This window comes from Leptospirales bacterium (genome assembly GCA_019694655.1).
In the GTDB taxonomy this organism is placed as follows: domain Bacteria; phylum Spirochaetota; class Leptospiria; order Leptospirales; family Leptonemataceae; genus SSF53.
Window position 1 is genome coordinate 520,079 of record JAIBBN010000001.1, and the last position, 23,779, is coordinate 543,857.

The 23,779-nt window shown below is 59.9% G+C and carries 25 protein-coding genes; 8 read left to right on the top strand and 17 right to left on the bottom strand.

Annotation, left to right across the window (positions count from 1 at the left end):
• Positions 1–66: 66 nt before the first annotated feature.
• The 3 genes from K1X75_02455 to K1X75_02465 all read left to right on the top strand — a co-directional run bounded on the left by K1X75_02455 (position 67) and on the right by K1X75_02465 (position 2,493).
• Positions 67–813, top strand: a complete 747-nt coding sequence (locus tag K1X75_02455) for a hypothetical protein (GenBank protein MBX7056899.1) — start codon at positions 67–69, stop codon at positions 811–813.
• On the top strand, positions 810–1,709 hold the full coding sequence (locus K1X75_02460) for a hypothetical protein (GenBank protein ID MBX7056900.1): 900 nt from the start codon (positions 810–812) through the stop codon (positions 1,707–1,709). The genes K1X75_02455 and K1X75_02460 overlap by 4 nt, the downstream gene beginning before the upstream one ends.
• Positions 1,710–1,818: 109 nt before the next feature.
• Complete coding sequence (locus K1X75_02465; protein MBX7056901.1) at positions 1,819–2,493, top strand: transglycosylase SLT domain-containing protein; 675 nt, start codon at positions 1,819–1,821, stop codon at positions 2,491–2,493.
• On the opposite strand, the gene K1X75_02470 is transcribed toward K1X75_02465, so the two are convergent.
• From K1X75_02470 to K1X75_02505, 8 genes are all read right to left on the bottom strand, one after another.
• Complete coding sequence (locus K1X75_02470) at positions 2,426–3,106, bottom strand: histidine phosphatase family protein (GenBank protein ID MBX7056902.1); 681 nt, start codon at positions 3,104–3,106, stop codon at positions 2,426–2,428. The two genes, K1X75_02465 and K1X75_02470, sit on opposite strands and share 68 nt — an antisense overlap.
• On the bottom strand, positions 3,090–3,992 hold the full coding sequence (locus K1X75_02475; protein ID MBX7056903.1) for a hypothetical protein: 903 nt from the start codon (positions 3,990–3,992) through the stop codon (positions 3,090–3,092). The genes K1X75_02470 and K1X75_02475 overlap by 17 nt, the downstream gene beginning before the upstream one ends.
• Positions 3,993–4,001: 9 nt before the next feature.
• Positions 4,002–5,120 carry a DegT/DnrJ/EryC1/StrS aminotransferase family protein gene (locus tag K1X75_02480; GenBank protein ID MBX7056904.1) on the bottom strand — a complete coding sequence of 373 codons (1,119 nt, stop codon included), beginning with the start codon at positions 5,118–5,120 and terminating at the stop codon, positions 4,002–4,004.
• A 172-nt stretch (positions 5,121–5,292) separates the two neighbouring features.
• Positions 5,293–6,549, bottom strand: coding sequence for a sterol desaturase family protein (locus tag K1X75_02485; GenBank protein MBX7056905.1), 1,257 nt, complete (start codon positions 6,547–6,549; stop codon positions 5,293–5,295).
• Between the two features lie 73 nt (positions 6,550–6,622).
• Complete coding sequence (manA, locus tag K1X75_02490; protein MBX7056906.1) at positions 6,623–7,921, bottom strand: mannose-6-phosphate isomerase, class I; 1,299 nt, start codon at positions 7,919–7,921, stop codon at positions 6,623–6,625.
• A complete protein-coding gene (locus tag K1X75_02495) occupies positions 7,918–8,184 on the bottom strand; it encodes a hypothetical protein (protein MBX7056907.1) in 267 nt (88 codons plus the stop codon). The genes manA and K1X75_02495 overlap by 4 nt, the downstream gene beginning before the upstream one ends.
• Before the next feature lie 72 nt (positions 8,185–8,256).
• Positions 8,257–8,715, bottom strand: a complete 459-nt coding sequence (locus K1X75_02500) for a hypothetical protein (GenBank protein MBX7056908.1) — start codon at positions 8,713–8,715, stop codon at positions 8,257–8,259.
• On the bottom strand, positions 8,715–9,164 hold the full coding sequence (locus K1X75_02505) for a DUF2147 domain-containing protein (GenBank protein ID MBX7056909.1): 450 nt from the start codon (positions 9,162–9,164) through the stop codon (positions 8,715–8,717). The genes K1X75_02500 and K1X75_02505 overlap by 1 nt, the downstream gene beginning before the upstream one ends.
• Positions 9,165–9,301: 137 nt before the next feature.
• Here K1X75_02505 and tilS point away from each other — a divergent pair, with 137 nt between their 5' ends.
• From tilS to K1X75_02525, 4 genes are read left to right on the top strand one after another with little or no spacing between them, the layout of a single operon-like run.
• Entirely contained in the window at positions 9,302–10,606 is a 1,305-nt protein-coding gene (gene tilS, locus K1X75_02510; GenBank protein MBX7056910.1) for a tRNA lysidine(34) synthetase TilS, read from the top strand.
• 57 nt (positions 10,607–10,663) lie between these two features.
• Positions 10,664–11,449, top strand: coding sequence for a 1-acyl-sn-glycerol-3-phosphate acyltransferase (locus K1X75_02515; protein ID MBX7056911.1), 786 nt, complete (start codon positions 10,664–10,666; stop codon positions 11,447–11,449).
• A 10-nt stretch (positions 11,450–11,459) separates the two neighbouring features.
• Positions 11,460–11,933, top strand: coding sequence for a CBS domain-containing protein (locus K1X75_02520; protein ID MBX7056912.1), 474 nt, complete (start codon positions 11,460–11,462; stop codon positions 11,931–11,933).
• Positions 11,905–12,276, top strand: coding sequence for an HNH endonuclease (locus K1X75_02525; GenBank protein ID MBX7056913.1), 372 nt, complete (start codon positions 11,905–11,907; stop codon positions 12,274–12,276). The genes K1X75_02520 and K1X75_02525 overlap by 29 nt, the downstream gene beginning before the upstream one ends.
• Positions 12,277–12,358: 82 nt before the next feature.
• Here the strand turns inward: K1X75_02525 and K1X75_02530 are convergent, their stop codons facing one another.
• From K1X75_02530 to K1X75_02570, 9 genes are all read right to left on the bottom strand, one after another.
• Positions 12,359–13,330, bottom strand: coding sequence for a hypothetical protein (locus tag K1X75_02530; protein ID MBX7056914.1), 972 nt, complete (start codon positions 13,328–13,330; stop codon positions 12,359–12,361).
• A 132-nt stretch (positions 13,331–13,462) separates the two neighbouring features.
• On the bottom strand, positions 13,463–14,230 hold the full coding sequence (locus K1X75_02535; protein ID MBX7056915.1) for an SDR family oxidoreductase: 768 nt from the start codon (positions 14,228–14,230) through the stop codon (positions 13,463–13,465).
• Positions 14,231–14,337: 107 nt separating this feature from the next.
• Entirely contained in the window at positions 14,338–15,918 is a 1,581-nt protein-coding gene (locus K1X75_02540; GenBank protein MBX7056916.1) for a methyl-accepting chemotaxis protein, read from the bottom strand.
• A 112-nt stretch (positions 15,919–16,030) separates the two neighbouring features.
• Positions 16,031–17,194, bottom strand: a complete 1,164-nt coding sequence (locus K1X75_02545) for a PAS domain S-box protein (GenBank protein ID MBX7056917.1) — start codon at positions 17,192–17,194, stop codon at positions 16,031–16,033.
• Positions 17,191–18,861 carry an EAL domain-containing response regulator gene (locus K1X75_02550; protein MBX7056918.1) on the bottom strand — a complete coding sequence of 557 codons (1,671 nt, stop codon included), beginning with the start codon at positions 18,859–18,861 and terminating at the stop codon, positions 17,191–17,193. The genes K1X75_02545 and K1X75_02550 overlap by 4 nt, the downstream gene beginning before the upstream one ends.
• A gap of 65 nt (positions 18,862–18,926) precedes the next feature.
• Entirely contained in the window at positions 18,927–19,319 is a 393-nt protein-coding gene (locus tag K1X75_02555; GenBank protein ID MBX7056919.1) for a response regulator, read from the bottom strand.
• Positions 19,276–21,588 (bottom strand): PAS domain S-box protein, encoded by a 2,313-nt coding sequence (locus tag K1X75_02560; GenBank protein MBX7056920.1) that lies wholly within the window; start codon positions 21,586–21,588, stop codon positions 19,276–19,278. Before K1X75_02560 ends, K1X75_02555 begins: the two co-directional genes overlap by 44 nt.
• Positions 21,588–22,271 (bottom strand): response regulator transcription factor, encoded by a 684-nt coding sequence (locus tag K1X75_02565; protein MBX7056921.1) that lies wholly within the window; start codon positions 22,269–22,271, stop codon positions 21,588–21,590. The genes K1X75_02560 and K1X75_02565 overlap by 1 nt, the downstream gene beginning before the upstream one ends.
• The gene (locus K1X75_02570) at positions 22,192–23,367 is read right to left on the bottom strand and encodes a response regulator (GenBank protein ID MBX7056922.1); all 1,176 of its coding nucleotides are present in this window, start codon (positions 23,365–23,367) and stop codon (positions 22,192–22,194) included. The genes K1X75_02565 and K1X75_02570 overlap by 80 nt, the downstream gene beginning before the upstream one ends.
• A 115-nt stretch (positions 23,368–23,482) precedes the next feature.
• Between K1X75_02570 and K1X75_02575 the strand changes: the two genes are divergently transcribed.
• Positions 23,483–23,779, top strand: a complete 297-nt coding sequence (locus K1X75_02575; GenBank protein MBX7056923.1) for a hypothetical protein — start codon at positions 23,483–23,485, stop codon at positions 23,777–23,779.

The window sequence follows — 23,779 nt, forward strand, 5'->3', positions numbered from 1 at the left end:
GAGCAATCGTCTGGAGCGCCCTGTGAGCAATGTCCAGTTCCTCGCCCGGTCAGACGATACAAAACTGTGAGCCGTCCCGACGCCGCCATCCTGATTCAGGCCCGCAGCGGCTCACAGCGCCTGCCAGGCAAGATCTTTGCGCCGCTGCCCGCTCCCGATGGACTGCCGCTGATCGAACACGTTTACCGCCGCATGCAACAAGTCGAAGCTGGCCTGCCGGTTCTCTTGCTTTTACCGGAGGGCGATGAAGCCGGCCAGAGATTTGCCAGGGAGCGCGAACTGCAAAGCATGATCGGTCCAGAGGACGACGTGCGCCAGCGTTACCGCATCGCGGCGCAAGAGCTGGGCGTAGAATACATCGTGCGCGCCACCGGCGACAATCCGGCGGTCGATGTCGAGGCGGCGCGCGACGCCCTGCAATACATTCGCCAGCATGAACTCGACCTCTTTGCCTGGACTGGCCTGCCGCTGGGATGTGGCGTTGAGATTTTTCGAAGCGCGGCGCTGATGCAGGATGGTCAGACGCTTCGGCCCGAACATCTGGAGCATGTTAGCGTGCATATTAAGGAGGATCGTCGACGTTTTCGCGTGCAGCACATCGACCATCCGCGGCTTTCCAGCGCAGAGGCGCAGCGTCTGCGCGTCACTGTAGATGAGGCCGCCGATCTATCGGTAGTAAACGCGATCTTTCAGCAACTTGGCCTGAACTTTGGAACGCTGGAGCTGCTGGACCTGGCGCAGCGTCAGCCGGAACTATTTGCGGCCAACTCCGAGGTCTTACAACGCAAGGTTGCTTACGGCGGAAGCGATTGAAGCGCAATGCAAACCTGGCCATTGTTGCCGGCTGTGGAGCGACCTTTGGCAGCGGTCACGAAACGCGCATGTCGCTCTTCTGCGATTATGCAAAGAGCAAACAACAAACTGCCGCGCTCTACCAGAGCGAGTCGCCATTGCAGTTGCTGCCGCTCTTGTCTTCTGCTGAAAAATCGCCGGATTTGATCATACTCGACGCTCGCGATGTCGATCCGCAGCCCTTTGCCAGAATCGCGCCCTGCATCGCCCTGGACAACCGGCATGCCTGTCGCGATGCAAGCAGCCGGCCGGAGCCGCAAGAATTTGCCCTGATCTTTCACGATACCCTGCCGCATCCGGCAGTGGATCTGGGGCTTGCTCTCAAGAATGCGTTGCTGGCCGATGATCTCTTGCAATGCCGCTACCGGGGCGCAAGCTCGCAGCTGCTGATCGTTGGCGGACAGTTGCGCTGGCCGATCTACGGCTGGAACTGGCTGCAACATTTGCGGGCCGCAAATCCGGAACTTGAGTTCTGCTATCTGGGCGCTTCGCCGCCGGCGCCATTGCCCGGCGATTTGCCGCTGCGTGTTCTGCCGCGTATGCCGCGGCGCGAATTTCTGGATTTGCTCTGCAATGCCCGTGCGGCGCTCGTCTATCCCGGCATGGCGATGCTGGAGGCGTGGCGACTGCAGCTTCCCTTCGCGCTTTATGACGGCGGCAGCGCGGTGCACGCCACTTTAGTCGAGGATCTTCGCCAACGTGCAAAGCTGCCGGCGCTCAAGGCCTCCCTGGCTGACAATCCGGCGGTGCTGGACCTTGCCGCTATGGATGCCTGTTGCCGCCGCGTTTTTGAGCGCTTTCGTCCTGGAGACCGCGGATTGAGCCGCCTGCTCCAGACGGCGCAAGATCTGCTCTAATCGATCCTCTCTTGAATCTTTTGGCTTGACATTGGTGCAATGCGCTAAAATATGGCCAGATTATTGTGCGTCGCACCACGTCTTGGCCTGGGGGCGCAGGGGAGGGCCCATGAATCTGCGCCAGAGCCTTCGTTTTGCCTGGGATCGTCTGCAAATCGGTATGGAGCGACAGCTGCCCGTCGTAATGCGCAAACGCATCCTGCTGCCGCTCTTGATTCTGCTGGGAGCATCGCTGGTGCAGTTTCGACTGCTGGATCACGACGACGCCGGTCGTGAGCGCGCCCGTATTGGCGCCTTTATTGATGCGACCCATCCGCGCGGCATTTCCGCGGGCGATCGCAGTCGACTGATCGACGCCATCCTGCGCGAAAGCCGGCAGCTTCAAACGCCGCCGTACATGCGCATTGACGGCCGCCAGGTCAACGCGGCTTACTTGCTGACCGCATTCATTCGCGTAGAATCGGTCTTTGATCCAAAGGCTCGTTCCAGCTCCAACGCCCTGGGCTACATGCAACTGAAGGCGACAACGGCGGCCTGGGTCAAAGGCGCTCCGGTAAGCGAGGCAGAGCTGCTGCGCGGCGAACACAACATCGCTCTTGGCGTACGTTACCTGAATATACTATTGCCGGAAATGGGCGATCTGCGATTGGCCACGCTGGCCTACAACGCCGGCCCCAATGCTGTGCGCCGCGGCGTCTACGAAGAAAGCTACTGGATCAAGGTGCTGTCGATTTACCGTCAGCTACAGAGCGGCGCCTTTGAAGACGGCTCTCGCGAACTTTGAGCGCCAGACCTTCCTCGCCAGCGCGCGGCCTGAATTCGGCCTGCTCCAGGTAACGATAGCGACCGCGCTTTGGCGAATCCCAGCCGCGACGACGCAGCTCCGCGCCAAGCAGCCACAGAAAAAAACCATGAGAGTAAACGGCCACTTCGCCCTGCTCGATGACGCGCGCCACCACCAGATCCGCTGCATGGCGGGCGCGCAGCAGCGTCTGGCGACGCGTTTCAGTGCAGCGCAGCCAGCCGCTGTACCATCCAAAGCGAGAGACGGCAAGCATCGCCGCCAGCGGACCGCGCCAGCGCATTGGCAGTCTGGCCAGCGGAGCCTCGCGCAATAGAGCGCTGCTCTCGATGCCATCGGCATTCACGCCGCTGTAAAGCTCGGCGGTTTGCATTGCGCGCGGCAAATCGGAGGAGAGGGCGTAAGCGCTGATTTTTCCAGGCAGGCGCCTTCGGTTCCAGTCCGCTTCCAGACCGGCCCGGTCGTAGGCATCAAAGAGCGCATTCAATTCGGCGGCGGCTGTCCATTGCCAGAGAGAGCGGCCGTAGCGCACCGTCGGTTTTCCGTGTCGTACGCAGATGATTCGAGGATTCTGGTCCTTAGCCGTCAAATTCATGTTCGAAGACGATTCGTTTGATTACATCCGGGTGGCACATGGTGCGCTCGCCGCTGGTCGGGCCGCTGATTCCCGTATACCAGCTGCCATCCGCCTTGAGCAGATCCATCCAGAATGTAAAAAAACGCACCGCCCCGTGCTGATTGGCCAGTGGAAAATCGCTTAGAAAAGGAAGAATCGGACCTTCGACCAGCAGACGAGAACCGTCGGCCAGGATATAGAGCGTGCGATCCGGCTCGAATCGATATACCTGACCATCGCGCAGTTCGCGACCAGGACGTCCGCGCCAGCGCTTCACTTCGACGGTACGCAGCTCTGCCAGGCTTACCGGGCGTTCATAGGCCACGCCGTCGGCAATGTGGCGCAGTACAAAGCGTTCTGGCGTGCGAAAACTGATGCGTCCGCTGATCAAGCGACCATCGCCCAGATAGATGCGCGCCGCCGCCGAATGCAGGGGCGCCTCAGCGCCGCGGCTCGATGAATTCTGTGTTTCGCTGCCAGGACCTGGATTAACGCCAGCCGGATCAGGCGCTGGCGCCTCGGTTGCGCGACGCGGCATATCTTGCTGGGGTTCATCCTCCTGTAGCGCGCGATGTTGAGCTGCTTCCGTCGGCAGGCGATTGCCTTCATTGGCCATACGCAGCGACGAATTCAGGCCTTCCACAGGCGCTTCGCCGCGTGCGCTGCGGCCGGCGCCGCTATTTGTGGGGCGCGGCGCAGTCTGGCCGGAGGCCGGCTGCTGGTTTTGCGAGCGTCCGGTAATGGCGCGATAGAACATCTCCAGGGTAGCGCCAAAGTCCTGGTTGAGCGCCTGGGCCTGCAGGGGCTGAATCGTTGCCGGCGCTGCCAGCAAACAAACCGTTCCTATGGCCAGCAGGCGTTTCATGGTCGCAAATTAGATCAAGCCGCGCAAACTGGCGGCGATACGCTCCACATTATTTGCGGTCAATGCCGGGTAGACCGGTACACAGATCGACTTCTGGTAGATTCGTTCGGCATTGGGATATTCCAGCCGCGCCAGTCCAAGCAAATGATGCAGCGGCGGCTCAGCGGCGCGCAACACGCCGATTTGCAATGAGTTGAAGTAACGCATTATTTCGTCGTGGCTCTTGTTAACGACAACCGGAAAGCGAAGGTAGGCGTCGATGCCTGGATTGCGAAAGTAGGTCTCATGCGATGTGCTGCGCATAGAATCCAGATATTTCTGGCCGATCTTCTTGCGGCGTGCGAGCGTTACGCCCAGGCGGGAAAGTTGATCGAGACCCATCGCCGCCTGAAAATCGCCGAGGCGATAATCAAAGGCCAGCTCGCCGCTTTCGCGTTTGGCGCCGTAGCGCAGAGCGTGCATACGCTTGTAGAGACGAGAATCTTGAGTAACGATCATGGCGCCATTGCCGGTGGTCAACAGGTCGTTCTCGCTCAGTCCGCAAACGGCTATCTGCGCACTTTTTCCAAAGTATTCGCCCTCGCGTTCTGAGCCGGCCAGTCCGGTGATGTCTTCAATCAACAGCACTCCGTTTTGATTGAGCTGCGCCACATCAGGCGAGAAGGGGGCGCCAAAGCTATGATCGAGCACAGCTGCGACGCGTCGCGGCGTCTCCGCGGCGCCGCGCAGTTCCACGGCGCGCTGGACAAATGCCTCCCCGTCCGGGTGAAAGCTGCTGCGCGCCAGGTCGATCAAGACCGGCGTGGCGCGACAGTAGCGCGCTGCATCGCAGGCCGGCGCGGGCGCCAGTGCGCTCATCAATACTGCATCCTCTTGATCCAGTTCCAGAGCGAGAAAAGCAAGATGGTAGGCGGCGGCCAGCGAGTTGACGGCCAGGGCGTGCTTGAAGGCAAAGCTGCTGGCAAAGCTGCGTTCGAAGCGGCGGGTGATATCGGCCTGATCCAATCGGTCCTCGATCAGACAGTTGAGAACCGACTCCAGCTCCTGCTTGCTCAAGCTCGGGCGCGCCGCTTCGATCGGTCGGGCTTTTTTTTCATTTAGATTCAGATACAATCCTGGACTGGCCACCAGCTACCTCGACGAAGGATCTCCTGGACGTTCCGTTCTATGCGACAAATGCCTTGATTATGTCGCATAAACTTATGTCACATTAATGAGCAGCAAGGCGCCGCTGCAGAGTCGAAGTCAATCGATTTTCCAGGCCGCAATGGCGGTCTCCATCTCGGCGATATGCGTCATTTCAGGCCGATGCAGGCCGTCTCAAACTGGGCGGGGCAAAAAGCATCCAGGCGGCCAGAGCAACGCCGGCAAGGGCCGCCATCATCGAGATTGGCGCTGGCAGACCAATGCTGCTGAGCCATAAAGCGCCGCCGCCGCCCAGTGCGCCAAGGCGCAGGCCTTCCAGCAGCGAGCCCCAGCTTTGCCCCTCCATCAGGGCGCCAATGGATAGCATGCTGATCAGGGCGAAGCCGGCCAGTACAAGATGCCAGGCGTCCAGCTGCCTGGGGCCAACTTGCAGGACGGCCAGACTGATCACTATCGTTAAAGCAAACTGCAACAGGGCATAGATGGCCAGACCTCGACCCATTGGCGGATTGTAACGTCGTTGGTCGCGCCGCGAAACCTCTGGAATATGCTCGGGGGCCTGCGGGTTGAGCGGATCCCATCCCGGTCCCTTTAGCCAGACCAGCATCTTCTTCCACAGACCTGGCGCGTGCGCCGACTTGCGGGCAAGTTCCGTCCAGTAGCGCAGCTGGCCCCAAAGCGGATTCCAGCTGTTGAGCGGCTTTACCGTACCGTAGGCTGGCTCCTCTTCTTCGGCCTGGAAGGTGCCAAAGAGTTTGTCCCAGATGATCAGCGTTCCGGCGTGATTGCGGTCGATGTACTTTGGATTCACTCCGTGGTGCACCCGGTGGTGGGATGGCGTATTCAAGAATGCTTCCAGGAAGCCCATGCGACCGATGGCGCGGGTGTGAATCCAGAACTGGTAGATGGTATTGAACTGGCTGTGCGTAAAAAAGATGATTGGATGAATTCCAAGCAAGGCAATCGGCAGATAAAAGGGCCAGGAGAATAGGCCCTGGAAGGCGCCCTGACGCAGGGCGACGGAAAGGTTGTATTCCTGACTCTGGTGGTGCGGTTCATGCGAACCCCAGATGATTGCAACCTCGTGGCTCTTGCGATGAAACCAGTAGTAGGCAAAATCGACCAGAAAAAAGCCCAGAATCCAACCGGCTACGCTGTCTGCTTCGAACGTAAGGAGGCGATAGCGGGTCCAGATAAGATCATAGAGCAGAAAGTAGCTGAGAAAGATGGTGCTACGCAGCAAGACGCCAAGCAGCTGCTGGTAGCTGCCCATGCTCAAATCGTTGATCGAATCATTGAGCTGGTAGTAGTCGCGTTTGGCCAGCCGACCGAGGAGCGCCTCCAGGCCAATCAGCAGGAAGAAAAACGGAATCGCATAAACAATGTAGTTTGGAACTTCGAATTCGGTCATTGGCGACACCCCGGCGCTGCAGGGCGTCCCGAACAGCGCCGTCTTTTCTTGCTGACACGGTGTCAGCGGGCAATCAAAAATCGGGGCCGACCGTCGCCATATGTACCTGGGTCGCTGCCGGCGCACTGAGCCGCGCCTCGAGGCCCCTGGTTGCCAGATCCCCGGGCAAGAATAAGGCGGCGCCGGCCGCAACCTCTGTGGCATCGACCAGCTCCAGCGATTGCTGTCGAAACACTTCGACGCGAAAGGGCGATGCAAGCGAAAGCAAGATGGCCGGTCGGTCGGCCGCGCTATGGCTGAGCGGAGCGCGCTCCAGTTCCAGAATCTCCAGTTGAAAATCGCTGGCGGGCGCAGCAAAGCTACTGCGGCGCTCGCCGCTGGCAGTTGGCCGCAACACCTGTGGCGGGCCGCCGCGGAAATGCAGCATTTCCAGCAGCGTTTCAATATCGCAGAATTTTGAGGTCAGTCCGGCGCGAACGACGTTGTCCGAGGCCGCCATAATCTCCAGCATTGCCCCGCCAAGATAGGTGTGCGGTTCGTCCGGTCCCAGGTAGAGCGCCTCGCCAGGTTCCAGCTGCACCAGATTCAAAAAGTATACGGAAAAAACGCCGGCATCTTCATCGCCAAACTGTGTGGTCAGTTGCAAGAAGAGCCCGTCGACATCCAGCAGGCCGCCAGAATCGGAGAGGGCATCCAGTCGCAAGCGCAGCGATCGAACCGCTTCGCTGATCTCATGTTTGCTGGATCGCATCAAATGGCTGTAACAATTGCGAATCCATTGGCGCGCGCCGGCCTCATCGCCAGGCGGCGGGGCCGGCGGAGCTTCACTGAATAGCTGACCCTCGCTGCTGCAAAGGGCCGCAAATTCCGGGGCGTGATTGCAAAAGGTCGCGATCTCCTGCGGCGTGCGAAAGCCAACCAGCGCCCGCATTCCTTCGATGCAGACCGCCAGCTCCGGTTTGTGATTGGTGTCCGGATAATTGTGAGGATCGCGGGCGTGCAGTTCGCGGGCGCGTTCGCGATCCGGATGGGCCTGAATCGAAAGCGGACGTGCAGCATCGAGTACCTTGAATAAGAACGGAAGCGAGCGGAAGCCGCGCGCCGCAAGCGTCGGCCCCAGAAAGTGTTCGCTGTGTTCGGCGATGGCGCGATCCAGCGGCGCGCCGTTCGGATTGCCCAGACGCGATGGCGCTCGGGGATGGTCGCCCATCCACAGTTCGGCCGCAGGTTCGCTGGCCTCAATCGCCGCGCCAAGGCTGCGACGCAGGCGATGGATCACAGCGCCGTCGCCCCGACGCCCCCAGTCGTAGGCCATTACTGTGCAATCCAGCTCGTAAAAGCAGGGTCGACCTTCGCCGCCTGGTCCGATCACGCGCGCTCCAATACGAGGAGTTGCATCCGGCGCCGGTGCAGCGGACTGGTGGGAGCAGCGTCGAGTTGGATCAGGCGACCGGGCGGCGACGCTTCGGGGTGCGGCTCGCGAGTCTGTCCCGGCGCGCTATCGCCCAGAAGCGGCCAGGCCAGACGCAACAGCAGCGTAATCAAGGCAAGATAGAGCAGCAAGCGCAGCAGCGATTCGCGGTTCAAAGGTCTGCCGCTGCCTGGAATGAGCGCGCTGAGATCCTCCCGGACCATTGCGCCCAGCCTCCACAAGATGGCCATGATCCATCTGTCTGCGAGCCCACAGTGCGAAAAGGAAAAATCCGGTCAGTTGCCGTTGCCGGGCGCTTCAATCGTATCGGCTTGTAAGTCGTAAAATCCGTATTCTTCAAAGACTCGCAGCCGCCAGCCGGCGCCATCGGCAAAGAAGCGCACGGCATACCAGCGTGCACGCAGTCGCGAATACAGTTCGCCCAGCCAGGCGCCGCTTGCTGGTCGCAGGTTGCGCAGCAGCGGGCCGCCGCCGCTGCACGGTCGGGCTGCCCACTGCTCGTCTGCGAATTGAAAGCACAGCTCTACGTTTTCATTGAAATGGCGACGATCGCTGACAAGGCGTATTGCTGCGGGCAAAGCGGGCGCAGGCGGCGAGGCCTGAAGCATCGACCAGGGGCAAGACAGGAGTGTAAAAAAAAACAGGCGTCCGATGACGCCTGTTTCGTAGCGCCGCCGCTTGCGAATGAGTTCACAAGGGCGAGGCAGCTTGCCGCGCAATGCGGCTGAATCCATCAGCGAGTCCAGTACTGGGTCTTTCCAATCAGCGATACGCCAATGTAGCCGCGCACCTTCAGTCTGTTCGGGCTTTCCAGGGTCAGCGTGCAGCTATAGGTCTTGCCTTCTTCAGGGTTGTAAATTCTGCCGCCAGACCATTCGCCATCATCGTAGGAAAATCCCCAGACCAGATTCAAACCCATAATGGGCCGAGTACGTTTGCTTTGATCCGGATTTTCGCGGTCTACTTTAGGTTGGCCGGCCATCGCGTCTCCAGCCGGATAATTTGGCTCTCTGAGCCATACGATCTTGCCACAGTAGTTCGAGCCGCACTTGTAGATCTGTACTCGTGCATTACCGCTCTGGGTAGTCCACGTGCCCAGAACTGCGTCTGCATTTTGTGCGTAGGCTGGCGCCAGCGCGGCAAAACCAAGAAACAGTGCTGAGAGAATGAAAAGCTTCCGCATAGGTATCTCCTTTGTTGCCAGGGATGCGATTGGCGTTGTAAGGCTTAGACTGTCCGGCCGGCAAGTCTTGTTTGCAATTTTCCGGGTCCTTTTGTATTCTTGGTGCGACGCAAAGCGCTTTGTGCAGAGCAACAAACATGAAATCTAGTGCGCCTCGGGAATTTGGAAGTCTGTTGTTGCAGCGCTGGCCGCAGCTCGATTGGCCGCGCCAATTGCCGCCGCTTGTTCTTTTTTCTGGCGGCGCCGATTCAAGCTTTCTGCTGCTGGCTATGCTTGGCCTTGCGCAGCTTGGACGCCTCCAACAACCGATTGTTTTGCATATCGATCACGGCCTGCGCAAAGAATCGGAAGAGGATGCTCGAGCGGCGCTGGCCCTCTGTCGGCAGCTGGATCTGAGCGTCTTTCTGGAGCGCCGCCGCGTCGACCTTTTTGCGCGCCGCGCCGCAATGAATCTGGAGGAGGCGGGCCGCGAACTGCGCTACCGAATCGCAAGTCGCCTGGCGCAAAAATTGGGCGGCGCTTTTCTGTGTACCGGCCACCACGCCGACGACTACGTGGAAAGCGTATTGCTGCACTGGCTGCGCGGCGGCGGGCCTGGCGCGCTGGCAACTTTGCCCTTGTGGTCGATGCGCGGCGAGGTGCGGCTCTGTCGCCCCTTGTTGTGTCTGAGCGCAGCCGAAATTCGGGAAGCGCTGCGCCTGGCCGGAGTTCCGTGGCGCGAAGATGCTAGCAACCAGTCCGATCAATATCGGCGCAATCGCTTACGACATAGCATTCTACCCGCCTTGCAGGCGGAAGGCCTGGATGCGCCGCGGCTGTGGCGCCTGTCCCACGCCTTGCCTGAATGGCAGCCGGCCGGGGCAATTGTCGATCACCTCTGGATCGATCGCCGACTGCTGACTGGCGCATCGCCAGCGGCGTGCAAATCGGCCTTCGATCCGGCTTTGCGTCGCTTGCAACTTGCGCCGCTGAGTGCCAGCGCCGCACTCGAGCTATCGCGCCTGCTGGCCAGCGGCGAGCGACCGCGTCTGCGCTATCGCTGCAGCCAATGGCTGCTGTGGTCCGATGAGCGCTCGCCCTTCTGGCTGTTGCGCGCCGACTGCGCGCTGCTTCAACCGGCTTGCTGGTCGCCTGGCAGCAACGAGCAAACGCTGCTGCGCTACAATGGCCAGCAGCGCAACCTGCGCCTGGCAGCAGGTCAGGAGTTGCGTCTTTTTGAACCGGGCATGCGCCTTCAAACGGCCGGCGGTACTCGAAAGCTCAAGCAATGGTTTCAAGAACAGAGCGTGCCGGCGCCTTTTCGCTCCTGTCTGCCTTTGGTCTACAACCCTGCAAGTGCGCTGGTCGAACAGGTTTTGCTTTCTTTTGTTCCAGGCCTGCGCGACGGGCGCTTCTCCGGAAAGGCGCCGCCCGCTGCCGAAGCGGGCTTGACAGGCCAGTGAAAGCCTTCCAATCTACGCCTCCACACGCGCGGTCTGGCGACCGACTTGAGGCGCACCTTGGCTCATAAGAAGTTTTTCCGCTCGCCTGAGGAATCGGAGTTTCAGGGTAAACCGCTGGACTATGTGCTCCTGCGCAAGGTCCCGCATAGTTTTCTGGATTGGCTGAGCGCTTTTACCCGACTGGAGACCGAAGGTCTGGATCATATTCCGCGGCGCGGACCGGTCGTAGTCACGCCCAATCACAGCGGCGTGCTGGGCTGGGATGCGCTGGCCGTGCAGAATGAAATCTTGAAGCGCGTGCGCCGATTTCCGCGAACGATGTCGCACAATTTCTGGCACAGCAGCGAGGCCTTGCGGTTTCTTTCGGCGCGCCTTGGCTTCATTCCTCAGGACTTTAAGACTGCCATTCGTATCTTGCGGCGCAACAATCTGCTGTTGATCTTTCCAGAGGCCGAATCAGGGAACTTCAAGCCCAGCACGCAGATGTATCAGGTGCAGGACTTCAACCCTGGCTTTGTCTCGCTGGCCATGATGTCCAATGCTCCGATCATTCCAGCCTGCGTGCTGGGCGCCGAAGAATCGCACTTGAATCTGGGCACCATCGATTGGTTCGAAAAATCTCATGGCCTGCGCATTCCCTTGCCGCTCAATTTGTTTCCGCTGCCAAGCAAATGGAAGATCATCTTTCTGGAGCCGATATCGCTGGGCAAGTACGGTCGCAAGGATGCGCGGCATATTGAGTTTTTGACGGAAGTGGCGCAGAACGTTCGGATGCGCATCCAGCAGCGCATCAACCGCGAGCTGGTGAAACGCGGCGTACTGAAATTCCTGCTGGATGGATAGAGAGGCGGCGATGAGCGACGAACAACTGAAGCAACGCCTGCTGGAGCGCACCCAGCATATGCTGGAGGCCTCGGTCGAAGAATTGATGACGCGCGAGGTCATCACGGTCGACTACAACGATCTTTGTGCAAAGGCGGCGCGCATACTCCTCGAGCATCATTTCCTGGCGGTGCTGGTTCTCAAAGAAGGAAAGCCATTCAATATCGCTACCGCCCACGATCTTTTGCGCCTGGGTTATGAAGAAGTCTACGACGCTAATCGCGACTACTTGCGTATGAAAGTTGGCGATCTGGTCAAGGATAAGGAATTTGTCAGCGTACGGTCCGGTACGCGACTGCGCGATTTGCTGAATATCATGGTCGCCAAGAAGATTCGCACGGTGCCGGTGATTGATGAGCAATTTGTACGCGGCGTGGTCAGCCTGACCGATATGGTCCGCTGGTATCGCGACACCCATGACGAAATCAAGACCGGACGCCTCTGAGCAGTCCGCCGATACGGACGGCCCCTTGCCTGCGCCTTTCCTGGCCGCTGACGCCTTTCCCGTAGACAGCGGCCTGCTGCGTCGCGAAAAAGATCAGGCGCGCGAGTTGCGCAGCAGCGCCTGGTGGCGTAAGAAAATCGCGGCCGGCGAATGTTACTACTGTGGCCGACATTTTGCCCCTTCCGAGCTTACCATGGATCACATTGTTCCGCTTTCACGGGGCGGGCGGAGCGTGAAAGCGAACCTTGCCGCCTGTTGTAAGGATTGCAACAATCGCAAGAAGAACCTGCTGCCAGTGGAGTGGGCTGATTACCTGCAGCGACTGCGGCGTGAATTGCTATAGCTGCCTGCGCAGAGTTGAGTTCGGCGGAGTGACGCGCGTCAGCGGCGGAACGGTTTGCGTTCCGCCGCCCTCGCGGCGGTCTTTAGAGATTCAGATTGTAATGGAAGGCCACAAAGAAGAGGCCTTTGGTTGAGGTCTCCGTCCCTTCCCAGATAAAGCGGTCGGTGAGCGCTTCATATACAGTATCCGTGACGCTGGAGGCGACAACGCTGCCGGCGGTGTTGATCACAATCGGAAAACCGAAATAATCCACATACTTCTGTCTTAGCTTTTCCTGGCGAACGCCTACCTCCATGCCAAAGACATCGCTGAAATCATAGCCGATGCTGGCCGAGGCGCGCTCAAAATCGAGCTCGTAGCTTGATTCGGCGCGTTCCCAGCTGAGGCCCGTCGTGCCGATAACCGTTTTTTCCTGCGTCATCGAGCCGCCGGCAAATCCCAGACTGCGAACATAGTCGAAGTTGAAGGACCACGGACCGCTGATCTGGAATTTCAGGCCCAGACCGGCGTAGGTTCCGCCCGCGCTGGCATCAAAGGGACTGGCGCCATTGACGGCGATGGTGGTTCCAAGCGTCAGTTCCTCATAGTCGAACTCCTGCGAATGCTGACGGTAGCCAAACTTTGGCGTCAGTGTCAGGCGCCCGTCGAGTACCTTGAAGCGGTAGCCAAGATCGGCTTCCCAGTCCGTGCTCAGATAGTTCTTCAATGAAACCAGACTGACAAATGTGGCGCCAAAGCCCTGGAATTCATACTCCGGAGCATAGCGAATGTAGTTTGCATTCAATACGAGTTCGCCGCCGGCAATGTTACTGAGCGCGGCTTCAAATCCTAGCGGATAGATGGTGTGCGTATTCGTATTTGACCAGGGAAGATCGACGCGGCCGTAGCCTGCGCCTTGCAGCAGGTCATCTTTGAAATAGCGTCCCTCCAGTTCCGGAGTGAGGTCGCCTGGCCAGTAGCCAAGGTTCAATCGGATGGTATTGGCGGCCAGCGGAGAGCTCAGGCAAAGTGCCAGAGTCATTCCTGCGGCTGCGAGGCGCAGAATTTGTTTCATGTGCGTTGCTCCGAAATGCGATCGCGGGCCTTGCCTGGTCGCCTTATGCAGGCGACTCGACCCCCGTGCAGAGTTGGGCAAGCTTTCGGCCCCTGGCAGCGACGTCAATGTCATCGTAGAGCGTCGGCAGCTCTAGATTTTTACGCCGCCGCTGATTTCCAGGACGACGCCATTGACCAGTTCATTGCAGGCAATAAAATGCGCTGCATCGGCAATCTCCTGCGGGTCGCCCAGTCGGCCGATGGGAATTCGCGACTTCCAGAGGTCCAGCGCCTGTTGATTCATATCTTTCAGAACCATCTCGGTTGCTACAAAGCCAGGCGCAATGCCGGCCACGCGAATCTTGAAGCGCGATAATTCTTGCGCCCACAGTCGCGTCAGCGCGGCCACGCCGGCTTTGGCCGCTGAATAGTTGCTCTGGCCAGCATTGCCATGCATGGCTACCGATGCGATCGGAATGATCACGCCGCCGCCCTCTTCGACCATAATCGCCGCCGCCTCCCGGCCGCTGAGAAATACGCCGGTCAAATTTACATCGATTACGCGCTGCCATTGCGCCAGCGACATGCGCGCCTTTACTTTGCCGGTCGTCCGATCGACGCGCAACAGGAGGCCATCATCCAGTATGCCGGCATTGAGCACGGCAACATCGATGCGTCCGTAGTTGGAGCGCAGCGCCTGGAAGGCCGCTGTCACGCTTTCCTCGCTGGCCACATTGCAGGTCCAGGCGCCGGCGCGCGGATGCAACTTACGCAATTCGTGCGCGGCGCGGTCGCAGCGCTCCGGCGTCAGGTCCAGAGCCGCCGGAATGGCGCCGGAGGCGGCAAAACGCTGCAGCATGGCCAGGCCGATTCCGCCCGCGCCGCCGGTGACTGCTACGATACGATCTTTCAAATCCATGGACCATCGCCTCCGTCGTCTGCTGCCGGCAAAGAGCGAAAGCCATCGGCGTAAAAAAAAAGCCGGCCCTGCGGCCGGCTTGCCCCTGAGCACAGGCGCAATCGTTGCTAGACGGCGAAGCGTTGAACCATGGCGCTCAGATTTTGCACCATGCCGTTGAGTTCGCTTACCATCGCCGTAGCCTGCTCGGCGTTGCTGGAGCTGACCTTCACGCTCTGCGAAACGCCATTGATATTGGCCGCCACGCTGCTGGAGGCCTGGGTCAGCTGACTGATGTTGGAGGCCGATTCACGCGCTGTGGTCGATTGCTCTTCGACAGCCGATGCAATGGCCTGGCTGATTTCAGTAACCTGCTGCACATAATCTCGGATCTCATTGATGGCGCGCACGACTTCCGCCGAACTCTGCTGGATGCCTGTAATCTCCGTCTTGATTTCCTCGGCAGACTCGAAGGACTGCCGGGCAAGCTCCTTGACCTCCGAGGCCACCACGGCGAAACCGCGGCCGGCGTCGCCGGCGTTGGCCGCTTCGATGGAAGCGTTCAGCGCCAGCAATTTTGTTTGATCAGCAATGCTGGCGATGGCATCGATCACCTTGCCAATGTTCTGCGCTTTCTGGCTGAGCGTGCTGACAATGTCGTCCGAATTCGCGGCGCGGTTGTTGGTTTCCGCCACAAGCTGAGCGGCCTGGGCCGTCTTGCGTGCAACCTCGCCAATCGTAATCGACATTTCTTCGATGGCGCTGGACATTACCTGCAAATTCTGATTCATCTCTTCGGCGGCGGCGGCAATGGTTGAAGATTGTTCCGATGCCGCTTCGGCGCTGTTGGACAGTTCGACGCTGGCGCCGTTCAAATGCACCGCCGACTGGTTGAGGCGGAAGGTGTTTTCTTTGATCTGGCCAATAATGCCGGCGGTGTTGATCAGCATCATCAGCAGCGCGCGCTGCAGATCGCCCACCTCGTCCGGTCGGTCGTGGACGATGCGCGCCGAAAGGTCGCCCTCAGCAATGGCGCGTGCTACACGAGTTACTTCTTTGACCGGGGCCAGAATCGTACGCTGGACCCAGAGGATGCCGGCAACAGCTACGGCGCCGGTTAGAAGGCCGCCAATCAATCCCAGGCCGCGAATTCCGGTGAGGAATTCCGCCACGCTGCCGGCCAGCGCAAAAAAGGCGGCGCTCATCAGGCCAAGGATCAGGCGCAGATTCAGGGACATGCCTGTTCGCTGGCTGGAGCGCAGGCGCGACTTGCCGCGCATCACGCTGTTGTAAAGGCGATCGGCTTCATCCACCTGTTGGCGCGTAGGTTTGCGGCGGACTGACATGTAGCCAATCTTTCGACCTTCGCGCATCACCGGCGCGACGTTGGCGTCGACCCAGTAGTAGTTCCCCGCCTTAGCGCGGTTGCGAACCATTCCATTCCAGGGGCGATCCGCCTGCAGGGTGCTCCACAGATCCTGAAAGGCGCTGCGCGGCATGTCCGGGTGGCGCACCACATTGTGCGGCTTGCCGATCAGTTCGTCCTCTTCCAGACCGGCGATCTGCAAAAACTCGCGGTTTGCATAGGTAACGATGCCCTTTAGATCGGTGGTTGAAATCAGCGTGTCGCCATCGCGCATCACGTCTTCGGCGTCGTTGACGACGACGTTCATCTTTTTGCGTTCTTCAAGTACCTTGTTCTTTGCCATGGCCTTTCTCCGTTCCTGCGCGACCAGAATTGAACTCAGCTTAGCACACTGGCCAGTTCGTGCGCAATGCGTGTCGCCGCCGCATGGCGCCCGCGTCAGTACGGAGAAGCGATCAGCCAGCCTGGCGGAATAGCGTTACCAGGCCTGCCGGGCTTTCGCTGGCCTGTTTCGGATCTACGGCGTAAATGCGTACCGGCTTTTCCTTGCCGCGCAGCCTCTGCACCGAAAGGCTCCGGCAGCGAAAGGCTTCGCCGATTTTCTGACGCGTCGCCTCGTCGATCAGTATATCTACGCTGGCCTTCTTGGTCAGGTTTTGCAGGCGAGCGGCGGTGTTGACCACATCGCCAATCACGGTGTACTCCTTGCGGCGGAAGGAGCCTATATTGCCGGCAAAAACCTCGCCGCTGGCGATCCCGATGCCGATGCGCAAATCCTCGCGCAGGTAGCGGGGGCGGACGCGGTTGAAATGGCGCAGCGTATCGCGAATTGCCAGCGCGGCGTTCACGGCGTTGAGCGCGTCATCCGCGACGGGGTAGGGGCAGCCGAAGGTCGCTAGAATGGCATCGCCCATGAATTTGTTGATCGATCCCTTGCGACTGAGCATAAGATCCATCAAATCGTTGAACAGCAGGTTTAGCAATTCCGCCACCTGCGCCGGCGCCAGGCCTTCGCTGATCGTTGTGAAATTGCGAATGTCCATGAAAACTATAGTGGCCTCTACGGTTTGGCCGGCCATATGGTCCGCAGTCGGCGCACTGGCAATTTGTCGCAAAATGTCGGGGGAGAAATAGCGCTCCAGCGATTCCTTCTGCTTTTCCAATTCGAGACGCGCCTCGCGATCATTGACGTTACGAATGACGCCCAGCGTACCGGTGAAACGGCGCTGACCCCCGCGATCTTCCCAGAGGCCAACGGAGACCGCTTCGCCAAGCATTGCTGTTTCGTGTGCGGCGCTGTTGGGCCGCACAATGCGCACCACCAGGCCGCGCGACATGCGCGTTCCCGTACGTCGTTCATCAAGAACCGCTGGCGGCGTGGCTGGATGCGGATTGCGTCGCAGCACCTCGGACAGGATCGCTTCGCTGGCATCCTCAGGGTGAATGATTTCAGAAATATGCCGTCCGGCGAGGCTCTCCCTGCTGTAGCCCAGCTCTTCAATTACTTGATTTAGATAAACAATATGGCCGCGCGCGTCCAGGCGATAGACCAGATCGGGCAAGCTCTCAAGCAACGCCTCGGGCGCCTGCGGATTGCAGCCTGCCAGACCCGCATTCATGGCGCCACCGCCGCGGCCTGTCGTTGGTTGCGAAAAAACCGCGCAAAGTCGGGGGGCGGAAGCGGCCTCGAAAAATAGAAGCCCTGTACCGAACTCACGCCCAATGCGCGAAGCTCGGACAGCTGCGCTTCCCGTTCCACTCCTTCTACGGTTACGGGCAGCTTCACGATGCGCGTCAATTCCAGAATCGAGGCCAGGATAGCCGAGGTTTGCGGATTCTGGTCGATGTCGCTTATGAAGGAGCGGTCGATTTTTACGCGGTCGACGGGCAGGGAACGCAGGGCGCCCAGCGAAGAGAATCCGGTGCCGAAATCATCCATTGCCAGTCGAAAACCACAGGCGCGCAGCCCGTGCAGGCTCTCCATGGCGGCGCCTGATACGATAGCGCTTTCTGTGACTTCGATTTCCAGGCGCCGTGCATCCACGCCGGGCAAGCTGAGCGCCTGCATCAATTCCTCAAAGAAAGCGCCCTGCTGTAGCTGCAACGGGGAAAGATTCACCGAGAGGTAGCCCTCGTAGTGCAAAGCGTCGAGTTCGCGCAGAATCTCGATAGCCGATTGCAATGCCCATCGTCCCAGCGAATGGATAGCGCCGCAGCGCTCGGCAAGGGGGATGAAAATTCCCGGAGAAATCAGGCCGAGGCGCGGATGGCGCCAGCGCATCAAACACTCAGCGCCCAGGACCTTGCCCTCTGGCGTGCAGATTGGCTGCAGGTGCAGTTCCAGTTCGTTTCGCGCCGCAGCTTTCTGGATATCGCTTTCCAGCAGACTCAAATCAAAAGGCGGAGCGTCGCTCTCCCGCGTCCACAAGGCGCAGGGTTCATCGCCTGCCATTGCCGTCTGCAGCGCCTGTTCCAGGCCGCGAACGGCATCGGATACGTCGTCAAATTGTTCCAGGTGTCGCAGCACGGCGCCGCGCACACGGACGCTCTGGTGTTTGCTACGCGCCGCCAGAAAGCGCCTGGCGTGCAGCACGGTGCGGCTGACCAGACGCAGATCGCTGGCGCTGGCCTCGCGACTGAGCAGGGCGATTACCACGCCATTGCGAGCGGCCAGCAGTTCGCCGCCGCCGGTGCGGCGCAGCAGACGGCGCAGCCACTCGCCGAGTCGCGCGAAGGTGTGCTGCCGGTCGGCCTCGTCTTCGCCCAGCGAGAAGGCAATATCGGCGTTGAGCAGCGCCAGACTTCGCCCGCGGTTGTGAGCTCGGCCAATCAGCGCGGCGATGATTTCGCGAACCGAGCCGGAGGCGTCCTTGCCTTTTGCCGGCCCGGCCAGGATTTCCCTTCGGCGCTGGATGCGCATTTGCACCGAATTCACCAGCGAGCGCGCGTCAAAGGGCTTGGTAATATAGTCATCGGCGCCCAGTTCCATGCCGCGCCGCAGTTCCGTGGCGTAGGCCGTCAGGTAGATGAATGGTATGTCTGCTGTGCGGCGGTTGCCGCGAATCGCCGCCAGCACTCGAAAGCCATCCGACTGTTTCAATCCGATATCACAGAGGATTACATCGGGCAGCGATTGCGTGGCAATGGCCACGCCCTGATCGCCATCGTCGGCCTCCAGCACCGCGAAACCCTCGAACTCCAGAATCTCACGAACCGATTGTCGCATGTCATCATGATCTTCAATGACCAGAGCGCATGGCTTATCATTGATGGGACGCTGAGGCATGGCCAACCATAACGGATCGCCGCGGAAACTGCAATGAGCGCAGCCCGCAGCTTGTCTCCGTGTCGCTACCGAGCTTTGCTGTTGAGCAAACGTCGCACTTCGGCAAGCAATCGTTCCGAAGAGCAAGGTTTGCTCAGGTAAACCGCTACGCCGAGGTCGCGGGCCTGGCTGCGAATCGTTTCCGAATTCATTGCCGACAAAAATACAAAGGGGATTTCGGCGAGTCGCGGCTCAAGCAGTGCGCGCTGTCGCAGCGAAAAGCCGTCGAGGTGCGGCATCAGGATGTCACAGATGATCAGGTCCAGTTGCGGTTGCTGCATTTGCTGCCAGGCCTGCGCTCCATCGCTGGCCTGAATCACGACATAGCCTTCGAAACTCAAGAGTGCAGCATAATCTTCCAGCAGAGCCGGATTGTCATCCGCCAGCAGAATGGTCGGGTGTGGATCGGTGCGGGTCATTCAGGCCTGCGGCGACTTTACTTGTTGCATTGCTATCAATCGCAGAACTGATTTCCAGGACAACTCGCGGCGGACCGAATTCCGCCACACGAATGGCGCCGCCACACAGTTCCGCCGCTCGGGCAGCAATTGCAAGACCCAGCCCAGTCCCTGGCGGATGGTCGGGGGCTTTGCCGCGAACAAATGGCTCAAACACGTGATCACGAATCGCAGGGTCAATTTCCCCATCGTTGGCAACCTGAATGGCGAGCACTCTGCTATCGCCGCCAATGCGTACTTCGATTGCCCCCGGTCCCTGGCTGTACTTCAAGGCATTGACGATCAGATTGGCCAGAGCCCGGCGCAGCGCAATATCCAGAACTGCCGCCTCCGCCTGCGGGCGGTCCATCACAATTTTGATTTCGCGGCTGCTCTCGCTGGCCAGCTGGCAATCGCCGGCAATTTCTGAGAGGTACTCTGGCAGGCTAACGCGAGAGCTTTCCAGACGCAGGCTTTTGGCTGAGGCGCGCTCGAAGAACATCACGTCTTCCATCAGCGTCGCCATATTGTGCACTTCGCGGCGAATCTTCTCAATGCGCGATTGTCGCTGCTCCGGCGTCATGCGGTCCAGATACTGGCCCAGCAAGTCCGCAGAGGATTGGATAACGGCCAGCGGCGTGCGGAATTCATGGGATACGACCGATACGAAATTGCGCCGCATAACATTCAGTTCTCGCTCTTTGAGCAGCGCCATTTCCAGACTGGCATAGAGTTCCTTTTCGCGGGCCAGTGCGCTGCTCAATTGATCGGTGCGCTGCGCCACTTCCTCTTCCAGATACATCCGGTAGCGAGTAAGTTCGGTTACATCCTTCATGACCATGACTGCCGTCGCGCCGCTCCAGTTGCGCGCCCCAACGCGCGCAATGGTCGCCTGCAACAGCAGGCTTTCGCCGTCCTTGCGCTTGCCAATCAACTCGTGGCGCTCCGGTTCGCGCCCTTCGCCGACGACGCCGGCTCTTTCGATCATTGGCCCTGGATCGACGTTGCCCAGCAAGAGCTGCGCCGGCTGCCCGAGCAATTCATAGAGTTCGAAGCCAAAAAGTCGCTGGCATGCTTCGTTGGCGTAAACAATCTCTCCCGCTGCCGAAAGTGCAGTGACGGCATCGGTTACCGCGCCCAGGATCGCTCTGGCGCGGGCCTCGCTTTCTACTAAAGCTTCCGATGCATTGAGCAAATCGCTGATGTCCTGGTAGGTGGTCATGACATCGGACATGCCGCGATGCGGCAGCACTGCGGCGCTCATCAAACCATGAAAGCGTCTGCCGTTGGGCATTTGCATGCTGAAGCCGGCCTCGCTGCGCAATTCTCCTTCAAACAAATTGAGCAGCGCGCCCAGGCACTTGCGCAGCGTTTCCGAATCGGTTTGAAATTCGCTGAGGCCCAGCAGCGATGCCGAGGCCGTTCGCGGGCCGAAGGTGCGCTGCATTGCCCTGTTCGACGCGCGTACACGAATGCGACGGGCGAGGACGCCAATCCGTCGGGGGCGCTGGTAAAAGTAGGAGAGCAGATTTTCGACCCCGCGGCGCAGCAGTCGGAAGAAGTACTCCTCGATCTCGCTGAGATCCAGTCGTTGCATGGGCAAGGGCGAGGATTCAAACTGCGTCCGAAACTCCTGGGCGCGATCAAGTTCCAGGTTGCGGCGCTGAGAGCGTTCTCGCTGATCAATGTAGCAAAGTGCGACGCGCGACCAATCATCTCGCAGCAGACCGGCGCGCACCTCGAAGCGCAGCTCCTGACTGGGCCCGCCGGCAATCGAAGCAAAGTGGCAAATGGTTTCGCCCTGTAGCAAGGAGAGAACCAGCGCCATCAATTCGGTAGGCGGCAAGGGCGGCGTCTGGCGCAACGGCTGGAGTCCAGACAGGGCTTTGCCATAAGCGGCATTGCTCTCCAGCTCCACTGCCAGCAACGATAGCTCCTCCAGCTGCTTGTTGTCCGCCGAGCGCAGGCTGCGCAGCGTCAATTGCCTGGCATCCAGCCGGCGTTTGATGGCCGACAGATCCACAATGCGCAGACCGACAGGAAGGCAGTCGGCAAGCCGACGATACTCAAGAGCGGAATCGTCGGCAACTGCGGAGACCGCCGCCAGGTTCAAGGGCGCGCGCCCTGCGGCGCCAGAGGCAGCGCGGCCCCGGCGACGTTGCAAGGCGCGGAGCATCGCAGCGCCGCCAGCGGCGCCCAGCAGAGCGGCCAGCAAAAGCCAGAGCGCCGAGAATGCCGGGAGAGCAGGCATCAGACCAGACCATGTTCGGCGGCGAAGCGCATCAGTTCGGCCACGTTGCGAACGCGCAGCTTTTCCATGATTTTTGCGCGGTGGCTTTCTACGGTGCGCACGCTGATAAACAAGTCGTTGGCAATTTCCTTGTTCATCTTGCCGCGCAGCACCATGTCCAGGATCTCCCGTTCTCGGCGCGTAAGCGTTTCCAGCACCAGTGCGCTTTCCTGCATGCTGCGATAGTCTTCGAAGATTAGCTCGTGAACCTGCGACGATATCATGCGATTTCCCGCAGCGACCTTGTGAACGGCGCGTTGCAATTGATCAAAGGCTTCATCTTTGAGTATGTAGCCGAAGACATTGGCAAATCCCGTAGCCTGGCGAACGTACTTGGCTTCGCGGTGCATGGTCAGTACGACGATGCGCAAGGCCGGCTGCGCCGCCGCCAGTTGTCGGATCAACTCAAAGCCGTTGATTCCCGGCATCGAAAGATCCAGAATGAGAATATCGCACGGCGACCGCTGCAACTCATTCAAAGTCGAGTCGCCATCGCTGGCTTCGCCAACAACCTCTACGGATTCGTCGCGGGCCAGCATCTGGCGCAATCCCTGCCGGACTATCTCATGATCGTCGGCCAGCAGGACTCGGATGCTCTTCCCGCTCTGGGCGAGATCGGATTGTAATTCTGAGCCCTTGGCCATGATTCTCCACCTCGAGGGCAGCGCCAATCGCCACAGCCCTCTGTTTCATAATTCGCAGCCCCAGGCCGCCGCCGCCGTCGCGAAAAACCAGCTCCGGGGCGCCCCCGCCGTCGTCCTCAATGGCAAGCCACAGGGCGCCGTCGGCCAGCCCCCAGTGCACCTCGGTGCGCCGAGCCTGGGAATGGCGCGCCGTATTGCTCAAGGCCTCTTGTATGATTCTGAAAATATGCACCTGCTGATCTTCAGTCAAGGAGGCTTCCAGCCCTTCGATTTGCATTTCGACTTCCATTCTTTCCGAAAAGCTGCGCGCCAGATCCAGCAAAGCAGCCTCCAGACCGCGCGGGTGCAGCGGACTGGCGCCCAGATCATGAGCGAGAGCTCGCGTGCTGCGCGCCAGCGCGTCAAATCGCAACAGCGCTTCGCGCAGTCCTTCGCTGCTGGGCGCAGCCAGCTGCGCCTGGATCATCCACTTCAGCGAAACGATCTGCTGGCCAATGTTGTCGTGAATCTCTTGAGCCAATCGGCTGCGTTCTTCCTCGCGGACTTCAAGCAACTGGATGTTCAAATCGAGGATGCGCTTTTCGGAGGCTCGGCGTTTTTCCAGTTCAGCCTCAAGCTGTCGATTGCTACGCAAGATCTCAGCGCTGCGCTCAATGACGCGCTCTTCGAGGTCCTGGTTGAGCTGGCGCAGCAGGTCCTGTGCCGCGCGCAGGCGCAGCATGCTGCGTACGCGCGCCTTCAGTTCCTGCACCTCAAAGGGTTTGCGCACAAAGTCCTCGGCAATTTCGAGGGCCGCCACAATATCCTGCTGACCGCCGCGACCGGAAAGTACGATGATCAACGTATCTCGCGTCAGCGCCCCGCGCTTCAACTCGCGGGCCACCTCCAGCCCATCGATATCGGGCAGGGTCAAATCAAGCAGCGCCACCGCCGGATGGCGTTCGCGGGCCAGACGAAGGCCATCCGCTCCCTGTCCGGCGCCAATCGCATGGTAGCCTTCCAGCTCCAGGGCCAGAAGCAAGTTCTCGCGAAGCGCAGCATCGTCTTCGATGACCAGCAATTGCGGCGAAGCTGCATCGATCATTGTATTCAGCATTATTCATGCGCCCGCTGACCTTGCAATCCGTATTGCTACCGGGAAGAGATGACGGCGCCGCCGATTGATTTTGGGGCAAAGCTGGGGCAAACTTCGCCCATCAGAGGGCAGGCCCATGAATTTTTTTTCAGCAAAGGACCGAGTCGTTATTGCACTCGATGAAAACGAACTGGGCGAGTCCGCCCGCTTGCAGCGCGATCTTGCCGCGCTGCCGTTACAGCCCGGCGGCAATCTGGCCATCGACATGCGGCGCGCTCGCGTACTGCCGCTGCCGGCCGCTGCTACGCTGGCGGCCTTTGCTGCGGCGCGCAGGGCGGAGGGCTCGGCGGTCTCGCTGCAGGTCAGCTCGGACGTGGCCAGCGCTCTGGAAAGTCTACAGGCCGTGAAGCTCTTCGAGGTGCGCGCCGAATGA

Excerpts from the sequence above, each read along its gene's own strand:
- K1X75_02550 (MBX7056918.1), bottom strand. The coding sequence starts at position 18,861 with ATGCCTCAGCGTCCCATCAATGATAAGCCATGCGCTCTGGTCATTGAA.
- K1X75_02475 (MBX7056903.1), bottom strand. The coding sequence starts at position 3,992 with ATGAAACGCCTGCTGGCCATAGGAACGGTTTGTTTGCTGGCAGCGCCG.
- K1X75_02465 (MBX7056901.1), top strand. The coding sequence starts at position 1,819 with ATGAATCTGCGCCAGAGCCTTCGTTTTGCCTGGGATCGTCTGCAAATC.
- K1X75_02535 (MBX7056915.1), bottom strand. The coding sequence starts at position 14,230 with ATGGATTTGAAAGATCGTATCGTAGCAGTCACCGGCGGCGCGGGCGGA.
- K1X75_02505 (MBX7056909.1), bottom strand. The coding sequence starts at position 9,164 with ATGCGGAAGCTTTTCATTCTCTCAGCACTGTTTCTTGGTTTTGCCGCG.
- tilS (MBX7056910.1), top strand. The coding sequence starts at position 9,302 with ATGAAATCTAGTGCGCCTCGGGAATTTGGAAGTCTGTTGTTGCAGCGC.
- K1X75_02565 (MBX7056921.1), bottom strand. The coding sequence starts at position 22,271 with ATGGCCAAGGGCTCAGAATTACAATCCGATCTCGCCCAGAGCGGGAAG.
- K1X75_02545 (MBX7056917.1), bottom strand. The coding sequence starts at position 17,194 with ATGAATGCGGGTCTGGCAGGCTGCAATCCGCAGGCGCCCGAGGCGTTG.
- K1X75_02525 (MBX7056913.1), top strand. The coding sequence starts at position 11,905 with ATGACGAAATCAAGACCGGACGCCTCTGAGCAGTCCGCCGATACGGAC.
- K1X75_02470 (MBX7056902.1), bottom strand. The coding sequence starts at position 3,106 with ATGAATTTGACGGCTAAGGACCAGAATCCTCGAATCATCTGCGTACGA.
- K1X75_02570 (MBX7056922.1), bottom strand. The coding sequence starts at position 23,367 with ATGCTGAATACAATGATCGATGCAGCTTCGCCGCAATTGCTGGTCATC.
- K1X75_02555 (MBX7056919.1), bottom strand. The coding sequence starts at position 19,319 with ATGACCCGCACCGATCCACACCCGACCATTCTGCTGGCGGATGACAAT.
- K1X75_02540 (MBX7056916.1), bottom strand. The coding sequence starts at position 15,918 with ATGGCAAAGAACAAGGTACTTGAAGAACGCAAAAAGATGAACGTCGTC.
- K1X75_02575 (MBX7056923.1), top strand. The coding sequence starts at position 23,483 with ATGAATTTTTTTTCAGCAAAGGACCGAGTCGTTATTGCACTCGATGAA.
- K1X75_02520 (MBX7056912.1), top strand. The coding sequence starts at position 11,460 with ATGAGCGACGAACAACTGAAGCAACGCCTGCTGGAGCGCACCCAGCAT.
- K1X75_02560 (MBX7056920.1), bottom strand. The coding sequence starts at position 21,588 with ATGCCTGCTCTCCCGGCATTCTCGGCGCTCTGGCTTTTGCTGGCCGCT.
- K1X75_02495 (MBX7056907.1), bottom strand. The coding sequence starts at position 8,184 with ATGGTCCGGGAGGATCTCAGCGCGCTCATTCCAGGCAGCGGCAGACCT.
- K1X75_02530 (MBX7056914.1), bottom strand. The coding sequence starts at position 13,330 with ATGAAACAAATTCTGCGCCTCGCAGCCGCAGGAATGACTCTGGCACTT.
- K1X75_02500 (MBX7056908.1), bottom strand. The coding sequence starts at position 8,715 with ATGGATTCAGCCGCATTGCGCGGCAAGCTGCCTCGCCCTTGTGAACTC.
- K1X75_02485 (MBX7056905.1), bottom strand. The coding sequence starts at position 6,549 with ATGACCGAATTCGAAGTTCCAAACTACATTGTTTATGCGATTCCGTTT.